This is a genomic window from Streptomyces sp. NPDC048185 (assembly GCF_043202495.1).
In the GTDB taxonomy this organism is placed as follows: Bacteria; Actinomycetota; Actinomycetes; order Streptomycetales; family Streptomycetaceae; genus Streptomyces.
This window is the reverse complement of sequence record NZ_JBIDAN010000013.1, coordinates 1-16,662: the sequence shown is the minus strand read 5'-3', so window position 1 is coordinate 16,662 and position 16,662 is coordinate 1. Positions and strand designations below refer to the sequence as shown.

The following is a 16,662-nucleotide window of genomic DNA, read 5'->3' as shown; positions in this document are numbered from 1 at the left end:
CCCCTCTGGCTGCCCGGCTTGCCTCGCTTTACGCCGCCCGGAGGCGGGATGCGGCTCCTGTGGCCGATTCCGCCCCCATTTCCCGTGGAGAAGGACGAACCACGGCACGTCAAGATTCCCGGAAATCCCCCGCAGTCGAAAAATTTCGGCCAATCCGCCCGCCGTGCCCCTCGGACACGGTCCCGCGCCACCCGCCCGAACCCGGGAGGCAATCTCCCGCAATGACCGGACAACTGACCATCCCCGGCCGCCGGTGCGGAAGTTCGTCCTCCGGACGGGTCTTCGAGTTCCCTGTGCGTCGGTAGTAGGCTCGCGCCGTTTGTTGACGCACATGTGTACCCCCTGCCGGTGGGGGTCCAGCTGGGGGAGGCCATGCGCTTTCGCGGGAAGTCGATCCGCCGGAAGATCGTGGCGCTGCTTCTCGTGCCGCTGGTGTCCCTGACCACGATCTGGGCCTTCGCCACGGTGCTCACGGGACGTGAGGCGGGCAGGCTGTTCAGCGTGTCGACCGTCGTCGAACAGGTCGGTTACCCCGTCGAGGACACCGTCCGCGTCCTCCAGCAGGAGCGCCGCCAGACCCTGGTCTACCTCGCCGACCCCCGCGCCTCCGACGGCCTCACCGCCCTGCAGCGCAGCCGTACCGCCACCGACGAGGCCCTCGCCGAGGTCCGCGGCAACGCCGGGAACTCCGACGTGCGCGACGCCCTCGGCGCCGCCGAGGAAGACCGCCTGACCGCCGTCCTGGACGCCTTCGACGGCATCGACTCCCTGCGCAGCAGCGTCGAGGACGGCACCGTCGACCGTGCGCAGGCCCTCGGCCTCTACAACCGCCTGGTCGACCCCTGCCACGCCCTCCTCGCCAACCTCCACGTCGTCGACGACGTCGACCTGGACAAGCAGTACCGCGCACTCGTCGACGTCGCCCGCGCCCGCGAACTGCTCTCCCGCGAGGACGCCCTGCTCGGCTCCGCCCTGGTCACCGGCCGGCTCACCCGGAGCGAGATCCGGGACGTCTCGGACCTCGTGGCGCAGCGGACCGTGCTGTACGAAGGCAGTCTGCCGCTCCTGCCCGCCACGGACCGCGGCCGCTACGAGCGCTTCTGGAAGAACGCCTCCTCCGCCCCCCTGCGCGTCGCCGAGGAGGCGGCCGTCTCCACCGAGGACGGCCTGCCCCACGGCGTCAGCGCCAAGAGCTGGGACACCGCCGCGGGGAGCGTCCTCGCCGAGCTCGGCGACCTCGACGACCAGGCCGCCGACCGCTACCAGGACCGCGTCCGGCCGGTCGCGATGAACGTCATCACCAAGGCGGTCGTCGCCGGCGCGCTCGGTCTGATCGCCGTGCTGTTCTCCCTCTTCCTGTCCGTCCGCGTCGGCCGCGCCCTCATCCGCGACCTCAGGCAGCTGCGCCTGGAGGCCCACGAGGCGTCCGGCGTCCGCCTGCCCAGTGTCATGCGCCGCCTCTCGGCGGGCGAACAGGTCGACGTCGAGACCGAGGTGCCGCGCCTGGAGTACGACAAGAACGAGATCGGCGAGGTCGGCCAGGCCCTCAACACGCTCCAGCGCGCCGCGGTGGAGGCCGCCGTCAAGCAGGCCGAGCTGCGCGCCGGAGTCTCCGAGGTGTTCGTCAACCTCGCCCGCCGCAGCCAGGTACTGCTGCACAAGCAGCTCACCCTGCTCGACACCATGGAACGCCGCACCGAGGACACCGAGGAACTCGCCGACCTGTTCCGCCTGGACCACCTGACCACCCGCATGCGCCGGCACGCGGAGGGCCTGGTCATCCTCTCCGGCGCCGCGCCGTCACGGCAGTGGCGCAAGCCCGTCCAGCTCATGGACGTGGTGCGGGCCGCCGTCGCCGAGGTCGAGGACTACGAGCGCATCGAGGTCCGCCGGCTGCCCCGCATCGCCGTCACCGGGCCGGCCGTCGCCGACCTCACCCACCTCGTGGCCGAACTCCTGGAGAACGCCACGGTGTTCTCGCCGCCGCACACCGCCGTGCAGGTGTTGGGCGAACGGGTCGCCAACGGCTTCACCCTGGAGATCCACGACCGCGGTCTCGGCATGGCCGCCGAGGCCCTCCTCGACGCCAACCTCCGGCTCGCCGAGACACCCGAGTTCGAGCTGTCCGACACCGACCGGCTCGGCCTGTTCGTCGTCAGCCGGCTCGCCCAGCGGCAGAACGTCCGGGTCTCCCTCCAGCCCTCGCCGTACGGCGGAACCACCGCCGTCGTCTTCGTCCCCGACGCGCTGCTCACCGACGACGCGCCCGACACCAACGGCGTCGGATTCCGCCTCGACCGGCCGCAGCGCGCGAAGGAGAAGGAACGGGAGGAGAGCCGCCGTTCCGCCCTCGCCCACGTTCCCGTCCGGCTCCCGGGCCGGCCGGCCCCGCTGCTCGACGGCCCGGTCGAACTGGAGGCGCCCGTCGACCTGGACGCCCTCGACGACCTTCCCGGCGGGCTCGCCGCCCAGGACAGCGAGCGCGGCGGCCTCTTCCGTCCGCGTCGCTCACTCGCCGCGGCGCAGGACGATCCGGCGATCCGCCGGGGCGAGCGGCGACGCCAAGAAACCGACGGGCCGGAACGCCCGGCCGGGCCGGACCGGTACCCCGCGGCCTCGGAGCGGCCCGGCAGCGTGGACCGGCCCGGCGGGCCGGAGCGGGCCGGCGCCGACGACGACCCGAACGCCCCGGTCCCGCTGCCCCGGCGCCGGACGCCCAAGCTGGTCAGTTCGCACGGACGCCCCGTCCCCGAGCGCGGCGCGCGCGACCGTGCGGACGACACGTCCGGGGACGGCGCCGGGAGCCGGACGGACCGGCGGACGGAAGGCGGTGACGCCCCCGCGCCGCCGTCCCTCCCGTCCCGCCGCCGTGGAGAGCCCTCCGCCCCGCACGCCGCCACCGACGGCGGGACCGGCCGCCCGGAGACCGACGCGCTGCCGTCCCTCCCGTCCCGCCGCCGCGGCACACCGCTCACGCCCGCCACGCCGGACGACTCCGGGCCGGGCACCGACGGCACCGCACTGCCCCGGCGCGTGCGGCAGGCCAACCTGGCCCCCCAGCTCAGGCGCGGCGCCGAACGGCCGGCCGAGGATCGGCCCGATCCGGCCGACCGGGACGCCGAGGAGGTGCGCAGCCGCATGGCCTCGCTCCAGCGCGGCTGGCAGCGCGGCCGCCGGGAGAACGCCGCGGGCGAGGCCGCTTCCGGCGACGCACGACCGCAGACGCCACAGGCGTCGCAGGCACCACAAGCACCACACCGAACGACTAAGGGGGACGGTCGATGACCGCACCGAAGGCGACCGGCCACACCGACAGCGGGTCCGGCGAGCTCAACTGGCTCCTCGACGATCTGGTGGACCGGGTCGCGAGCATCCGCAAGGCCGTCGTCCTGTCCGGCGACGGCCTCGCGACCGGCGCTTCCAAGGACCTGTCCAGGGAGGACAGCGAACACCTGGCGGCCGTGGCCTCCGGCTTCCACAGCCTCGCCAAGGGCGTGGGCCGCCACTTCGAGGCGGGCAGCGTCCGGCAGACGGTCGTCGAACTCGACGACGCCTTCCTGTTCGTCACGGCCGCCGGCGACGGCAGCTGCCTCGCCGTCCTGTCGGACGCCGACTCCGACGTCGGCCAGGTCGCCTACGAGATGACCCTCCTCGTGAAGCGGGTCGGCGTGCATCTGGGCACTGCCCCGCGCACCGATCTGCCTTCGGGCGGGTAAGTAGGATGACATGAGCGCAGACGGTCAGGGAACAAACCACTGGTTCGACGACGAGGCCGGCCCCGTCGTCCGTCCGTACGCCATGACGCGCGGCCGCACCAGCAGCACGGCCCAGCACCGCCTCGACCTCATCGCGGTGGTGGTCCCGGAGCCGCACGCGGACGACCCGGAGGCGGACGTGACGCTCGCCCCGGAGCACGTGGACATCGTCGGTCTGTGCCGGGACACCCCGCAGTCGGTCGCCGAGCTCGCCGCCGGACTCGACCTGCCCGTCGGCGTCGTACGCGTCCTGGTCGGCGACCTCGTCGACGCCGAACTCGTGCACGTGAACCGGCCGGTGCCCCCGGCCGAACTACCGGACGAGAACATTCTGCGCGACGTGATCAACGGCCTGCGCGCACTGTGAAACGGTCCCGCGGGGACGCCGGAGCGGCCCCGCGGGCACGGTAAGGAGAAGAATCGATGATCTTCGGGCGTTCTCAGCGCGGCAAGCCGCCGGTCGAGCCCGTCACGCTCAAGATCCTCGTGGCCGGCGGCTTCGGCGTGGGCAAGACCACCCTCGTCGGCGCGGTCAGCGAGATCAGACCGCTGCGCACCGAGGAACTGCTCACCGAGGCCGGACGCCCCGTCGACGACCTCAGCGGTGTGGAGGGTAAGCACACCACCACCGTGGCGATGGACTTCGGCCGGATCACACTGCGCGAGGACCTGGTGCTGTACCTGTTCGGCACACCCGGGCAGGAGCGGTTCTGGTTCATGTGGGACGAGCTATCCGAGGGGGCCCTCGGCGCGGTGGTCCTCGCCGACACGCGCCGCCTGGAGGACTGCTTCGCCGCCGTCGACTACTTCGAGCGGCGCGGCATCCCCTTCCTCGTCGGCGTCAACTGCTTCGAGGGCTCGGCCCGCTACCCGGCCGAGACCGTCCGCCAGGCCCTCGACCTCGACCCCGACGTGCCGCTGGTGATGTGCGACGCCCGTGACAAGGAGTCGGTCAAGGAGGTACTCGTCGGCGTCGTCCAGCACGCGATGGCCCAGGCGGCGGACCGGCGCCGGCCCGTCGTCACCTGAACCCGTCGCCCACGCGCGCGTGCCGGCCGCTCCGACACCCGCCGGCCGGCCCCCCCGCCGTCACGCGCGGCCGTCACGCGCGGCCGGAGTTCCCCGACGATCACCTGCCCCCCACCCGGGCCACGGGAGGGACGCCACACACCACCCGCCCTGACCACGCCCTGCCGTCTGCCCGCCCCCGAACCGCCGTTCGCCGGCACCCGAGGCCCCGCAGACGGCCCCGCCTGCCGCTCCGCCCCTTGCCGGCACCCGAGGCCCTGGCCCGACTCCGACTGCCGCTCGGTTCCCTGCCGGCACCCGGCAGCCCCGCACCCGGCCCCGACTGCCACCCCGTTCCCCGCTCACCCCTGCCGGCACCCGACTGCCGCGCCCGACCCGACGGCCGCCCCTGCACCAGCCCACCCCCCCGGGCCGGCACCCGTAGTCAGACCCCTCGGCCCCCAGCGAGCGACGCCCCCGCAGTCCCTCACCCCGCCGACGCCGGCGCCCGCACCGAGCCCCGGCGTACCTCGTGTCCCGGCACACCGGCCCGCCCCAGCACCCAACTCGCCCCGGACAGCGCCTTCGCCGCCTGTTTCAGCGGAGCGAGGCAGGTCGCCGCCCGCCGGTGGTCCGGCACACTGCCCGGCGCGCACACGACCGTCGCCAGGGACAGCGTCACGGGCCGACCGCCCGCCGACCACGCCCCGCCCAGCAGGCGCCCGGCCAGGGGGTCCAGTTCTTCCGGGAGGGAGAGCACCAGGAAGTCGTCACCGCCGATGTGCCCCACCCGCGTGGCCCCCGACGCCTCCTGCTGCAGCGCCCGCCCGACCTCCCGGATCAGCTCGTCGCCCGCCGCGAACCCGGCCCCGTCGTTGACCCGTTTGAAGTCGTCCACGTCGAGCCAGCTCAGCGCGAACGTCCGCCCGTCCGCGATCCAGCGGTCCACCTCACCGGTGATCGCGTCCGAACCGGGCAGCCGGGTCAGCGGATTGAGCCCCGCCGCCTCTTCCACCCGGCTCTCGGCGAGCGCTCGCACGAGATCCGCGAGCCGTACGACACCCACGCACCGCCCGTGGGCGTCGACCACGGCCACGTCGTCCGACGTCCGCCCGGGACCGCCGACCGCCACGACGTCCAGGACCTCCCAGGCCGTGGCGCCGGCGCCCACCGTCCGCGGCGGGTCACCGAGCTTCGCGGCGGGCCGGTCGGCGTACAGGGCGTGCCCGTAACGCCCCGACATGGACAACAGGAAGCGCGACCGGTGCACCGACCGCACCGGGACCCCGTCCCGGTCCACGAGCACCACCCCGGACACGTCCGGTGCCCCGGTCAGCAGCGCGCGCACCTGCCCGGCGGAGGCGGTCGCGGGCAGCAGCGCGGCCGGCCGCACGAACTCCCGTACCGACGGCCCCGACCGCGGGACCGGCGGCAGACCGGTGCCGCCCGCGGCCCGCGGCGGCACGTACACGTCCGCCGCGGGCAGCCGCGCGGGCGGCGCGAACAGATGCCCCTGCGCCAGCTGCGCCCCCGCCGACCGCACGGCGGCGCACTGCACCTCCGTCTCCACGCCCTCGACGCACAGCAGCGCCCCCAGCTCGTCGCACAGCGTCCGCACGCCCCGGACGGCCGCCGGCCGCGCCGCCAGCGACGCGTCGAGCTTCACCAGCTCCGGCGCCAGGTCCGCCAGTAGCCGCAACGGCACGTCACCGTCGCCGACACCGTCCACGCAGATCCGGAAGCCCTGCTCCCGCAAGGCGGCCACCGCCTCCAGCAACGCCCGGTGCGGTACGTGCGTGTACGGCGGACCGACGTCGATCGTCACCTCCCACGGCAGGCGCCCCGACTCCCGCACGGCCTCGTGCAACAGGCGGAGGCCGCCGAGGTCGGCGAGCGTGCCGGCGAACACGTTGACGTGCAGCGGCAGCAGCGTCTCCCTGCGCACCGCCGCACGGAACGCCGCCACCGCGAGCCGGCCGTCGAGCCCGGGATTGCGACGGGCCTCGGCCAGCACGTCGCCGGTCTCCGGACGGGCGAGTATCTCCAGCGCCGCGACCCCGCCGGTCATGAGGTTGACCACCGGTTGGAAGGCGAAGCGGAGAGTATCCGTCCAGGAGCGCACGCGAGCATGATGGCGTTACCGGCGTCCGCCCAGGCCCGGTTCACGCGACGTTCACGTAGGATTCCGGCGCGATCACACAGAGTGCCGGACCGAGTGACCGTCCGCCTGCTTCCCTCGCAGGACCGTCGCCTGATAGACGCAGGGGACATGACACGACTCTCCACCGCCGTACGCGGACTGGTCGCCACCGTCGCCGCCCTGCTCGCCGTGACCACCGTCCCCGCCACCGCCCGGGCCGGTACCGGACCCGAGGCACCCCAGGCCTTCGTGGCCCTGCGAAGCGTCGACCCGACCATCATCCAGGAGATGCGCTACGCCACCCCGCACAACTTCGTCGGCGAGCGCATCGACGGCTACCGCCAACCCCTGTGCATCCTGACCCGCCCCGCGGCCCAGGCCCTCCACCGGGCCCAGACCCGCCTGCTGCGCCAGGGCTACTCCCTCAAGGTGTACGACTGCTACCGGCCCCAGCGCGCCGTCGACCACTTCGTCCGGTGGGCCGAGGACCTCGACGACCAGGAGATGAAGGCCGAGTTCTACCCGAACGTCGACAAGACCCGTCTGTTCGAGGACGGTTACATCGCGGAGAAGTCCGGCCACAGCCGCGGCTCGACCATGGACCTCACCCTCGTGAAGCTCCCGGCCGAGCCCACCCGCCCCTACCGCCCCGGGCAGCCACTGGTGCCCTGCTTCGCGCCCCAGGACGAGCGCTTCCCCGACAACTCCGTCGACATGGGCACCGGCTTCGACTGCTTCGACACCCTCTCGCACACCCTCGACCCCCGCGTCCAGGGCGCCCAGCGCGCCAACCGGCTGCTGCTGAAGACCACCCTGGAGGACGCCGGCCTCGTCAACCTCCCCGAGGAGTGGTGGCACTTCACCTACAAGCCCGAGCCCTACCCGGACACCTACTTCGACTTCCCGGTCTCCATGAAGTCGCTGTCCGGCCGTCACTGAGCCGCCCGCCGGAGCCGCCCCTTCCGTGATCGGATACAGTCCGCCGCGTGTCCGAAACTCATACCTCCGTTCCCAACTCCGCGCCGGACTCCCACTGTTCGCGCTGCGGAACGCCCTACGGAGAGGGCGTCTCCGGCTGGCCCCGCACCTGCCCGGCGTGCGGTACCACTGCCTACCGGAACCCGCTGCCGGTAGCGGTCGCCCTCCAGCCCGTGTACGACACCCAGGGCACCGCCCTGGTCGTCATCACCCGAACCGTGGCCCCGGCGCGAGGGGGCGTGGCACTGCCCGGCGGTTTCATCGACGACCGGGAGGACTGGCGGCAGGCCGTCGTCCGCGAGCTCAAGGAGGAGACGGGCATCGACGCGGCGAGCCGCGACGTGCGGCTCGCCGACGCCATGAGCTCGCCCGACGGCCACCTGCTGCTCTTCGGCCTCCTCCCGGAGCGGCCCGCCGAGAGCCTCCCGCCGTCCGCCGCCACCGACGAGACCGAGGGATGGCACCTCCTGCGCCGGGCCGGGGAGCTCGCCTTCCCCCTCCACACCCGGGCCGCGCAGGCGTTCTTCGAGGGCCGTTACATCTGAGCCGAGCCCTCCACCAGCCCACGCACCCGCACCGGACGGGACGGCGCGCCGGCGCCGTCCCCGTCCTCCCGCTCCACGACCACCCGCCGGCCCTCCCAGCGGACGGTGTACCGCTCGGGCTCCGGTTCCTCCCAGCCGTCGCCCGCGTCCGGCACGACCAGCCCGCCCCCGGCCCGGCCCCGGGCGGGCGCCCACACCTCCAGCTCCACCCCTCCGTCCCGCCCGCGCACCGGCACCACCGCCCCCGCGCGCGCGAACACCGGGATCCGGCCCGGCGGAGCGTCGACGAGCACCTGCCCCGGCCCTTCGTACGCCCGCTCCGTCACCGTGTCGTACCAGCGCCCCCGCGGCAGCTGCACCGCCCGCCCGTCCGCCCCGGGGTCCAGCACCGGCGCCACCAGCAGACAGTCGCCCAGCAGGAACGCGTCCTCGCAGTCCCGCAGCACCCGGTCCTCCGGCGCCGACCACCACAGCGGCCGCACGTACGGCGCACCCGTACGCCGGGCCAGATGCGCCAGCGTCACGAAGTACGGCGCCAGCCGCCGCCGCTCCACCAACGCCGCGCGCACGTGCTCCAGCACCTCCGCACCGAACTCCCACGGCTCCCGGAAGCCCGCCCGCGCACCCCCGGACGTACGGAACAGCGGCAAGTACGCGGCCAGCCGGAACCACCGCAGATACAGCTCCGCCGACGGATTCCCCCCGAAAGCGCCCACGTCAGGCCCCGAGTACGGCACCCCGCACAGCCCGAGCCCCATCACCAGTGCCAGCGACGCCCGCAGCCCCGGCCAGCCGGACGCCGGCTCCCCGGTCCACGCACCCCCGTACCGCTGCATCCCGGCCCACCCGGAGCGCGACAGGACGAACGGCCGCTCCCCGGGCACCAGCTCCCGCAGGCCCTCGTACCCGGCCCTCGCCATGCACAGCGCGTACACGTTGTGCGCCTCCCGGTGGTCGCCACCGCGCCCCTCCAGCCGGTGCCGCGCCGAACGGGGCAGCGTCGGCTCCCCGAACGCGGCGAGAGACAGCGGCGCGTCCCGGTCGTGCCAGAGCCCGGCGAACCCCCGCTCCAGCCGCTCCGCGCACAGCCCGCCCCACCAGGTCCGCACGTCCGCGTCCGTGAAGTCCGGGAACACCACCTCCCCGGGCCGTCCCACGCCCCGCACCACCGGCCCGGCGGCGCCCCGCACGAACACGTCCGCGTCCGTCCCGCTGTCGTACGCGGCGTGCCCCGACACGGCCGGCACCCCGGGATCGACGACCGACACCAGCCGGATCCCGTCCCGCCGCAACTCCTCGGCGAGAACCGGCAGCTTCGGGAACCGCTCCTCGTCGACCGTGAACACCTGACGCGCGGCGAAGTGGCCGGCGTCCAGGTGCACGGCGTCCACCGGCAGATCACGCTCCTGGTAGCCCGCGACGACCCGCCGCAGCTCCTGTTCGTCACCAGGACCGCGCCGCCCGTGATGGTGACCGAGCGCCCACGCGGGCGGCAGCGCCGGAGCGCCGGTCAGCGAAGCCCAGGCGAGCAGCACGCGCGCGGGGGTCCCCACCACGACCCAGCAGCGCAGCGGCCCCCCGTCCATCCGCAGCACACTCCTGCCCGGCCGGTCGTGCCCCGATCCCGCGCCCTCCTCGCCCTCCCGCAAGGTCACCGAGCCGTCCCACGCGTTGTCGTGGAACACCAGGTGCGTCCCCGCGTCGGCCACCACCAGCTGCACCGGCATCGTGACGGACGCCGGGGCGTGGCCCGCGGCGGAGCCCGTGTTCCACAGCCGGTACGCGCCGTCGCGCAGCCGGGGCCCCGAGGCCCACCCGCCCAGCCCGAAGAACCGCGCGTCCGCCGCCACCTCCGACCGCTGCGTCCAGCGCGCCGGACCACCACCCACCGGCTCCCACCACCGGGGAGGCAGCTCACGGCGCAGGACCACACCCCCGGGCGTACGCACCTCCACCGCGCCGTGGCGCGACACGGCCACCGTGACCCGCTCGGCCACCACCCGCCGGCCACCGTCCTTGTCCGGCTCCAGCACCGCCCGCGGATCCGGCTCCGGGCAACGGCCCGCCACCGCGTACGACTGCTCCGGCGCCGCCCCGTCCCAGCCCCAGAACACCGCCCCGTTCACGGCGACGAGGATCCGCAGCTCCGAACGCCCGAACCGGATCACACCGCCCCCCGGCCCGGGCTCCACCTCCCGCATCGCCCCCGGCACCCGCGCCCGCTCCGCCCCACGCGGCGGCAGCGCGGCGGCATCCGCACGCCGCCTGCGCCACGCCGCCCGTACGGTACGCAACCCCTGCGCCGGCCCCGCGGAACCGAACGCCTTCATCGAACGCACCAGGTCACGACCGTCCATGCTGCTCACCCTGCCACCGACCGCTCTCTGCGCGGGCCGCGTTCAACTGCCGTTCACCCGTGACAGGACCACATCTTCACGACACCGACTATGTGGGGCGCACCCTGGTGCGGAAGTCGATCACATGGCATCGTCCGTGTCAGCCGCGTCACGCGCACACCCCAGCCCGTGCGCGGAGGACGCACACGACGCGCACAGTCCGGGAGCCGCCCCATGACGACCACGACCCCCCAGCCGCTCTGGCAGCCAGATCCGCAGCGCATCGCCCAGGCACGGATCACCAGGTTCCAGACCTGGGCCGCCGAACAGCACGGCGCCCCCGCCGAAGGCGGTTACGCCGCCCTGCACCGCTGGTCCGTCGACGAGCCGGACACCTTCTGGAAAGCCGTCACGGAATGGTTCGACGTACGCTTCTCCACCCCCTACGCGCGCGTACTGGGTGACCGTTCGATGCCCGGCGCCCAGTGGTTCCCCGGCGCCACCCTGAACTACGCCGAGCACGCCCTGCGCGCCGCGGCCACCCGCGCGGACGAACCGGCCCTCCTGCACGTCGACGAGACCCACGCGACGAGCCCCGTCACCTGGTCGGAACTGCGCCGCCAGGTCGGCTCCCTCGCCGCCGAACTGCGCGCCCTCGGGGTCCGCCCCGGCGACCGCGTCAGCGGCTACCTCCCGAACATCCCGCAGGCCGTCACCGCCCTCCTCGCCACCGCCGCCGTCGGCGCCGTCTGGACCTCCTGCGCTCCCGACTTCGGCGCCCGCAGCGTCCTGGACCGCTTCCAGCAGGTCGAACCCGTCGTCCTGTTCACCGTCGACGGCTACCGCTACGGCGGCAAGGAACACGACCGCCGCGACACCGTCGCCGAACTGCGCCGCGAACTGCCCACGCTGCGGGCCGTGGTCCACATCCCGCTCCTCGGCACCGACACCCCCGAGGGAGCCCTCGCGTGGGACGCCCTCACGGCCGCGGACACGGACCCCGTCTTCGAGCAGGTCCCCTTCGACCACCCCCTGTGGGTGCTCTACTCGTCCGGCACCACCGGCCTGCCCAAGGCCATCGTCCAGTCCCAGGGCGGCATCCTCGTCGAGCACCTCAAACAGCTCGGCCTGCACTGCGACCTCGGCCCCGAGGACCGCTTCTTCTGGTACACGTCGACCGGCTGGATGATGTGGAACTTCCTCGTCTCCGGCCTGCTCACCGGCACCACGATCGTCCTCTACGACGGCAGCCCCGGCTTCCCCGGCACGGACGCCCAGTGGCGCATCGCCGAACGCACCGGCGCCACCCTCTTCGGCACCTCCGCCGCCTACGTCATGGCCTGCCGCAAGGCGGACGTCCACCCGGGCCGCGACCTGGACCTCTCCAGGATCCAGTGCGTCGCCACCACCGGCTCCCCGCTCCCGCCCGACGGCTTCCGCTGGCTGCACGACGAGGTACGCGAGGACCTGTGGATCGCCTCCGTCAGCGGCGGCACCGACGTGTGCTCCTGCTTCGCGGGCGCCGTCCCCACCCTCCCCGTGTACATCGGCGAGCTCCAGGCCCCCGGCCTGGGCACCGACCTCCAGTCCTGGGACCCGAACGGCGAACCCCTCACCGACGAGGTCGGCGAACTCGTCGTCACCAACCCCATGCCGTCGATGCCGGTCCGCTTCTGGAACGACCCCGACGGCAGCCGCTACCACGACAGCTACTTCGACACCTACCCCGGCGTCTGGCGGCACGGCGACTGGATCACCCTCACCTCACGCGGTTCCGTCGTCATCCACGGCCGCTCCGACTCCACCCTCAACCGGCAGGGCGTCCGCATGGGCTCGGCCGACATCTACGAGGCCGTCGAACGCCTCCCCGAGATCAGGGAGTCCCTCGTCATCGGCGTCGAACAGCCCGACGGCGGCTACTGGATGCCCCTCTTCGTGCACCTGGTCCCCGGCGCCGCCCTCGACGACACCCTGCGCACGCGGATCAAGCAGACCATCCGCGAACAGCTCTCCCCGCGGCACGTCCCCGACGAGATCATCGAGGTACCGGGCGTCCCGCACACCCTCACCGGCAAGCGCATCGAGGTCCCCGTCAAACGTCTCCTCCAGGGCACCCCGCTGGAGAAGGCCGTCAACCCCGGCTCCATCGACAACCTCGACCTGCTCCACTTCTACGAGGTCCTCGCCCGCAAACGGGCCTGACCCGGCCATCAGCAAGCCGGCCGCCCCGCGAGGCGGCCGGCCCGCGCCCACGACCGCCCCCGTTGTCAGTGCCGCCGGTTACGGTGAGTGAGCATTGATCGACTGCGCACAGGGGGAAGACATGGCGCACACCGACCAGACGATGCGACGCGTCCTGCGCCGCGAAATCGCCGGCACCATCGGACTGCTCACCGACGAGCACGACTTCCGCGCCATGCGGCGCTACCGCAGCTTCACCTTCGACGACCACGCCGCCTACCTACGGCAGGTGGAAGCCCTGCTCAGGACACGAGCCTCCCAGGGCACCCACACCACCATCGCCCTCTTCGACCCCGAGGACTACGCCGAGTTCTGCTCCACGGCCGGACTCGACCCCGACCTCCCCGCCACCCGCACCCGGTTCACCGCCGAACTCGCCGCCCACGGCCCCACCGTCCCGTACGACGGACAGCCCCTCGCCGACCTCGTCCCCACCCTCGTCGACGAAGCCGTCCGCCAGGCCACATGGGAGTACGCGGCCACCCTGCTGGCCCGACTGGGCACCTGTGCCACCTGCGGCGAGGACCTCGGCCGCGCCGCGTTCACCCGGGCCTCACGCCTGCTCACGCGCATCGTCGAGACAGCCCCGGCGGGCCACCGGCACCTGGTCTGCAGCGTCTCGACCACACCGGAAGCCCTCACCTCCGTCCTCCACGCCGACGACGACACCGACGGCGCCGTACCGCTGGACGAAGCCGACGCCCTCGAATTCACCGCCGTCCTGGCCCTCGGCCTCGCCACCCACACCCCCGGCGGCCTCGTCATGCGGACCAGCGCGCCCGGCAGCCCCGACCGCATCTACGGCTGGCGCCTGCGCGGGTACGGCCTCGTCCCCCTCACCGCCGGCGAGGTCTTCGACGCCTACTGCACCGACGTCGAGTCCGGCGACCTCATCTCCCCGGAGTCCAACGTCGACTACTGCGCACCACCGGACCTCGGAGACGACAACACCGCACCGGGACGACACCGCCACTGAACGCGAGGGGCGCCCCACCCGAAGGTGGAGCGCCCCTCACCACAGTGACGGCGACGGCCTCGCCCGGCCCCTACTCGCCGGACAGCACCGCCTGCGCCGCGTTGCGCGCCTCCTCGGCGCTGTCCGCGGCGCGGGCGGCCGCCGCGGCCCGCTCGCACTGCGCCAGCGTGAACTTCGCCAGCGTCGCCCGCACATAGGGGAGCGACGCCGCACCCATGGAGAGAGAGGTGACGCCCAGACCCGTCAGCACACACGCGAGCAGCGGATCCGACGCGGCCTCACCACAGACACCGCAGCTCTTGCCCTCGGCCTTCGCCGCCTCGGCGGCCAGCGCGACCAGGTCGAGCAGCGCGGGCTGCCACGGGTCCTGCAGCCGCGAGACCGCGCCCACCTGCCGGTCGGCGGCGAAGGTGTACTGCGCGAGGTCGTTCGTCCCCAGCGACAGGAACTCGACCTCCCGAAGGATCGAGCGTGCCCGCAGCGCGGCCGACGGGATCTCCACCATCGCACCGAACTTCGCCCGCAGCCCGGCCTCGCGGCACGCGTCCGCGAACGCCTTGGCGTCCGCACGGTCCGCGACCATCGGGGCCATGACCTCGAGGTGGACGGGCAGACCCTCCGCGGCCTTCGCCAGCGCCGTCAGCTGCGTACGCAGCACCTCCGGGTGGTCGAGCAGCGTCCGCAGGCCCCGCACGCCCAGCGCGGGGTTCGGCTCGTCGGCCGGGGTGAGGAAGTCCAGGGGCTTGTCCGCACCCGCGTCCAGCACCCGCACGACGACCCGACCCTCGGGGAACGCCTCCAGCACCTGCCGGTAAGCGACGACCTGCTTCTCCTCGGACGGCGCGTTCTTGCTGTCGTCGAGGAAGAGGAACTCGGTACGGAACAGACCGACGCCCTCCGCACCCGCCTCCACCGCAGCGGGCACGTCGGCGGGACCACCGACGTTGGCCAGCAGCGGAACCTTGTGACCGTCGGACGTCGCGCCCGGCCCGGTCGAGGCGGCCAGCGCGGCCTTGCGCTCCGCGGCATCCGCCTCCATCTGCGCCTTCTTCTCCGCGCTGGGGTTCACGAAGATCTCGCCGGTGCTGCCGTCCACCGCGATCACCGTGCCCTCGGGAAGCTCACCGGCACCCGGCAGCGCCACGACGGCCGGCACGCCCAGCGCCCGCGCCAGGATCGCGCTGTGGCTGGTCGGCCCGCCCTCCTCGGTGACGAACCCCAGTACCAGCGTCGGGTCGAGCAGCGCCGTGTCGGCCGGCGCCAGGTCACGGGCGATGAGCACGTACGGCTCGTCACTGTCCGGCACACCCGGCATCGGCACACCGAGCAGACGCGCGACGATGCGGTTCCGCACGTCGTCGAGGTCCGCTACCCGGCCGGCCAGGTACTCACCGGCACCGGCCAGCAGGGCACGGTACGCCGCGAAGGCGTCGTACACCGCGCGCTCGGCCGTGCTGCCGACGGCGATCCGCCGCTCCACGTCCGCCATCAGCTCGGGGTCCTGGGCCATCATGGCCTGCGCCTCGAGCACCGCCTGGGCCTCGCCCCCCGCCAGGTTGCCGCGCGCCATCAGGTCGGCCGCCACAGCTTCCACGGCCTTGCGGGCGCGCCCCTGCTCGCGCTCCGCGTCCTCCGCCGGGATCTGCTTGGCAGGCGGCTCGAGCACCGCCGTCCCCATGTGCCGAACCTCGCCGATCGCCACACCGTGGCTCACACCGACGCCTCGCAGCGTTGTCTCCATCTCACCCGTCCCGATAATGCGGCGGGTCCCGCCGCCGCGGTGGTTGTCCTACCAGCCGTCCTGCGACGGCGTTGTCGTCACTTCCAGAGGAAGAGGCTCTCCCCGGCCTTCACTTCGCCGTCCTCACGGAGATCGACGAGCGCCTCGGCCGTCGCCTCGAGGGCCACGATGGGACAGATCGGCGACTTGCCCGCGGCCTCGACGGCCGCCGGGTCCCAGCGCACCACGGCCTGGCCGCGCACGACGGTGTCGCCCTTGTTCACCAGCAGCTCGAAGCCCTCGCCGTTCAGCTGCACGGTGTCGATGCCGAGGTGGGTCAGCACACCGTGACCACTGTCGTCGACCACGACGAACGCGTGCGGGTGCAGAGAGACGATGACCCCGTCCACGGGAGCGACGGCCTCGGCCGGCTCACGAACGGGGTCGATGGCGGTACCCGGGCCGACCATGGCCCCGGAGAAGACCGGATCCGGCACGGCGGCCAGTCCGATGGCGCGTCCTGCAAGAGGGGACGAGACGGTGGTCATGGGAAGCCTCCCGGAGATGGAGATCTGTACGGGCCGTCACTGCCTGTCCCGGACGGCACACTGTGCAGCAGGGTATGTCATAGGAAGTACCGGTTCCGCACGAGTGTTCCGAATAGAGGTCTAGACCACAGTCCCCAGTGATTTGCACCCGTTCCTCGGGCCCGTGTACAGTCGTGACTCCTGCTTGAGATTGAGCTGCGCCGGACCGGCGTGCTCGTCGGGCAGGCACCCAACTCTTCAGATCCTATCTTCGGATCGCCTTCTGCGTGCCCGCAGGACGGTGGTCAGAGGGGCCGGAAAAGCCTGATAGTGTTGGGAACACCGAAGGGAAGCGCCCGGAGGAAAGCCCGAGAGGGTGAGTACAAAGGAAGCGTCCGTTCCTTGAGAACTCAACAGCGTGCCAAAAGTCAACGCC

Annotated in this window: 12 protein-coding genes; 8 read left to right on the top strand and 4 right to left on the bottom strand. The window is 73.2% G+C overall.

The genetic code is table 11. The features are described from left to right. Nucleotides 1-372 precede the first annotated feature (372 nt). Genes ACGF3H_RS30070 through ACGF3H_RS30055 form a run of 4 tightly spaced genes read left to right on the top strand, consistent with a single transcriptional unit; the run spans nt 373 to nt 4,784 of the window. Nucleotides 373-3,285, top strand: a complete 2,913-nt coding sequence (locus ACGF3H_RS30070) for a nitrate- and nitrite sensing domain-containing protein (protein ID WP_362496359.1) — start codon at nt 373-375, stop codon at nt 3,283-3,285. Beyond that, nucleotides 3,282-3,716 carry a roadblock/LC7 domain-containing protein gene (locus ACGF3H_RS30065; RefSeq protein WP_362496356.1) on the top strand — a complete coding sequence of 145 codons (435 nt, stop codon included), beginning with the start codon at nt 3,282-3,284 and terminating at the stop codon, nt 3,714-3,716. The genes ACGF3H_RS30070 and ACGF3H_RS30065 overlap by 4 nt, the downstream gene beginning before the upstream one ends. Nucleotides 3,717-3,726: 10 nt before the next feature. Further along, nucleotides 3,727-4,122 (top strand): DUF742 domain-containing protein, encoded by a 396-nt coding sequence (locus ACGF3H_RS30060; RefSeq protein WP_362496353.1) that lies wholly within the window; start codon nt 3,727-3,729, stop codon nt 4,120-4,122. 56 nt (nt 4,123-4,178) lie between these two features. Then, on the top strand, nt 4,179-4,784 hold the full coding sequence (locus tag ACGF3H_RS30055) for an ATP/GTP-binding protein (protein WP_362496350.1): 606 nt from the start codon (nt 4,179-4,181) through the stop codon (nt 4,782-4,784). A 466-nt stretch (nt 4,785-5,250) separates the two neighbouring features. On the opposite strand, the gene ACGF3H_RS30050 is transcribed toward ACGF3H_RS30055, so the two are convergent. After that, entirely contained in the window at nt 5,251-6,885 is a 1,635-nt protein-coding gene (locus ACGF3H_RS30050) for a GGDEF domain-containing protein (RefSeq protein WP_362496347.1), read from the bottom strand. A 147-nt stretch (nt 6,886-7,032) separates the two neighbouring features. Here ACGF3H_RS30050 and ACGF3H_RS30045 point away from each other — a divergent pair, with 147 nt between their 5' ends. After that, complete coding sequence (locus ACGF3H_RS30045) at nt 7,033-7,842, top strand: M15 family metallopeptidase (RefSeq protein WP_362496344.1); 810 nt, start codon at nt 7,033-7,035, stop codon at nt 7,840-7,842. Nucleotides 7,843-7,889: 47 nt separating this feature from the next. Continuing rightward, a complete protein-coding gene (locus tag ACGF3H_RS30040) occupies nt 7,890-8,426 on the top strand; it encodes an NUDIX domain-containing protein (RefSeq protein WP_362496341.1) in 537 nt (178 codons plus the stop codon). Here the strand turns inward: ACGF3H_RS30040 and ACGF3H_RS30035 are convergent. Next, entirely contained in the window at nt 8,417-10,783 is a 2,367-nt protein-coding gene (locus ACGF3H_RS30035) for a glycoside hydrolase family 31 protein (protein WP_362496338.1), read from the bottom strand. The genes ACGF3H_RS30040 and ACGF3H_RS30035 overlap by 10 nt on opposite strands. A gap of 213 nt (nt 10,784-10,996) precedes the next feature. On the opposite strand from ACGF3H_RS30035, the gene ACGF3H_RS30030 reads away from it, so the two are divergent. Together ACGF3H_RS30030 and ACGF3H_RS30025 are read left to right on the top strand one after the other, a co-directional pair. Beyond that, complete coding sequence (locus tag ACGF3H_RS30030) at nt 10,997-12,964, top strand: acetoacetate--CoA ligase (RefSeq protein WP_362496335.1); 1,968 nt, start codon at nt 10,997-10,999, stop codon at nt 12,962-12,964. Between the two features lie 121 nt (nt 12,965-13,085). After that, a complete protein-coding gene (locus ACGF3H_RS30025) occupies nt 13,086-13,979 on the top strand; it encodes a hypothetical protein (RefSeq protein WP_362496333.1) in 894 nt (297 codons plus the stop codon). A 70-nt stretch (nt 13,980-14,049) separates the two neighbouring features. Here ACGF3H_RS30025 and ptsP read toward each other — a convergent pair whose 3' ends face one another. Both ptsP and ACGF3H_RS30015 read right to left on the bottom strand, forming a co-directional pair. After that, nucleotides 14,050-15,720, bottom strand: a complete 1,671-nt coding sequence (gene ptsP / locus ACGF3H_RS30020; protein ID WP_362496331.1) for a phosphoenolpyruvate--protein phosphotransferase — start codon at nt 15,718-15,720, stop codon at nt 14,050-14,052. 77 nt (nt 15,721-15,797) lie between these two features. Further along, nucleotides 15,798-16,247, bottom strand: a complete 450-nt coding sequence (locus ACGF3H_RS30015) for a PTS glucose transporter subunit IIA (protein ID WP_362496329.1) — start codon at nt 16,245-16,247, stop codon at nt 15,798-15,800. Nucleotides 16,248-16,662: the final 415 nt, after the last annotated feature.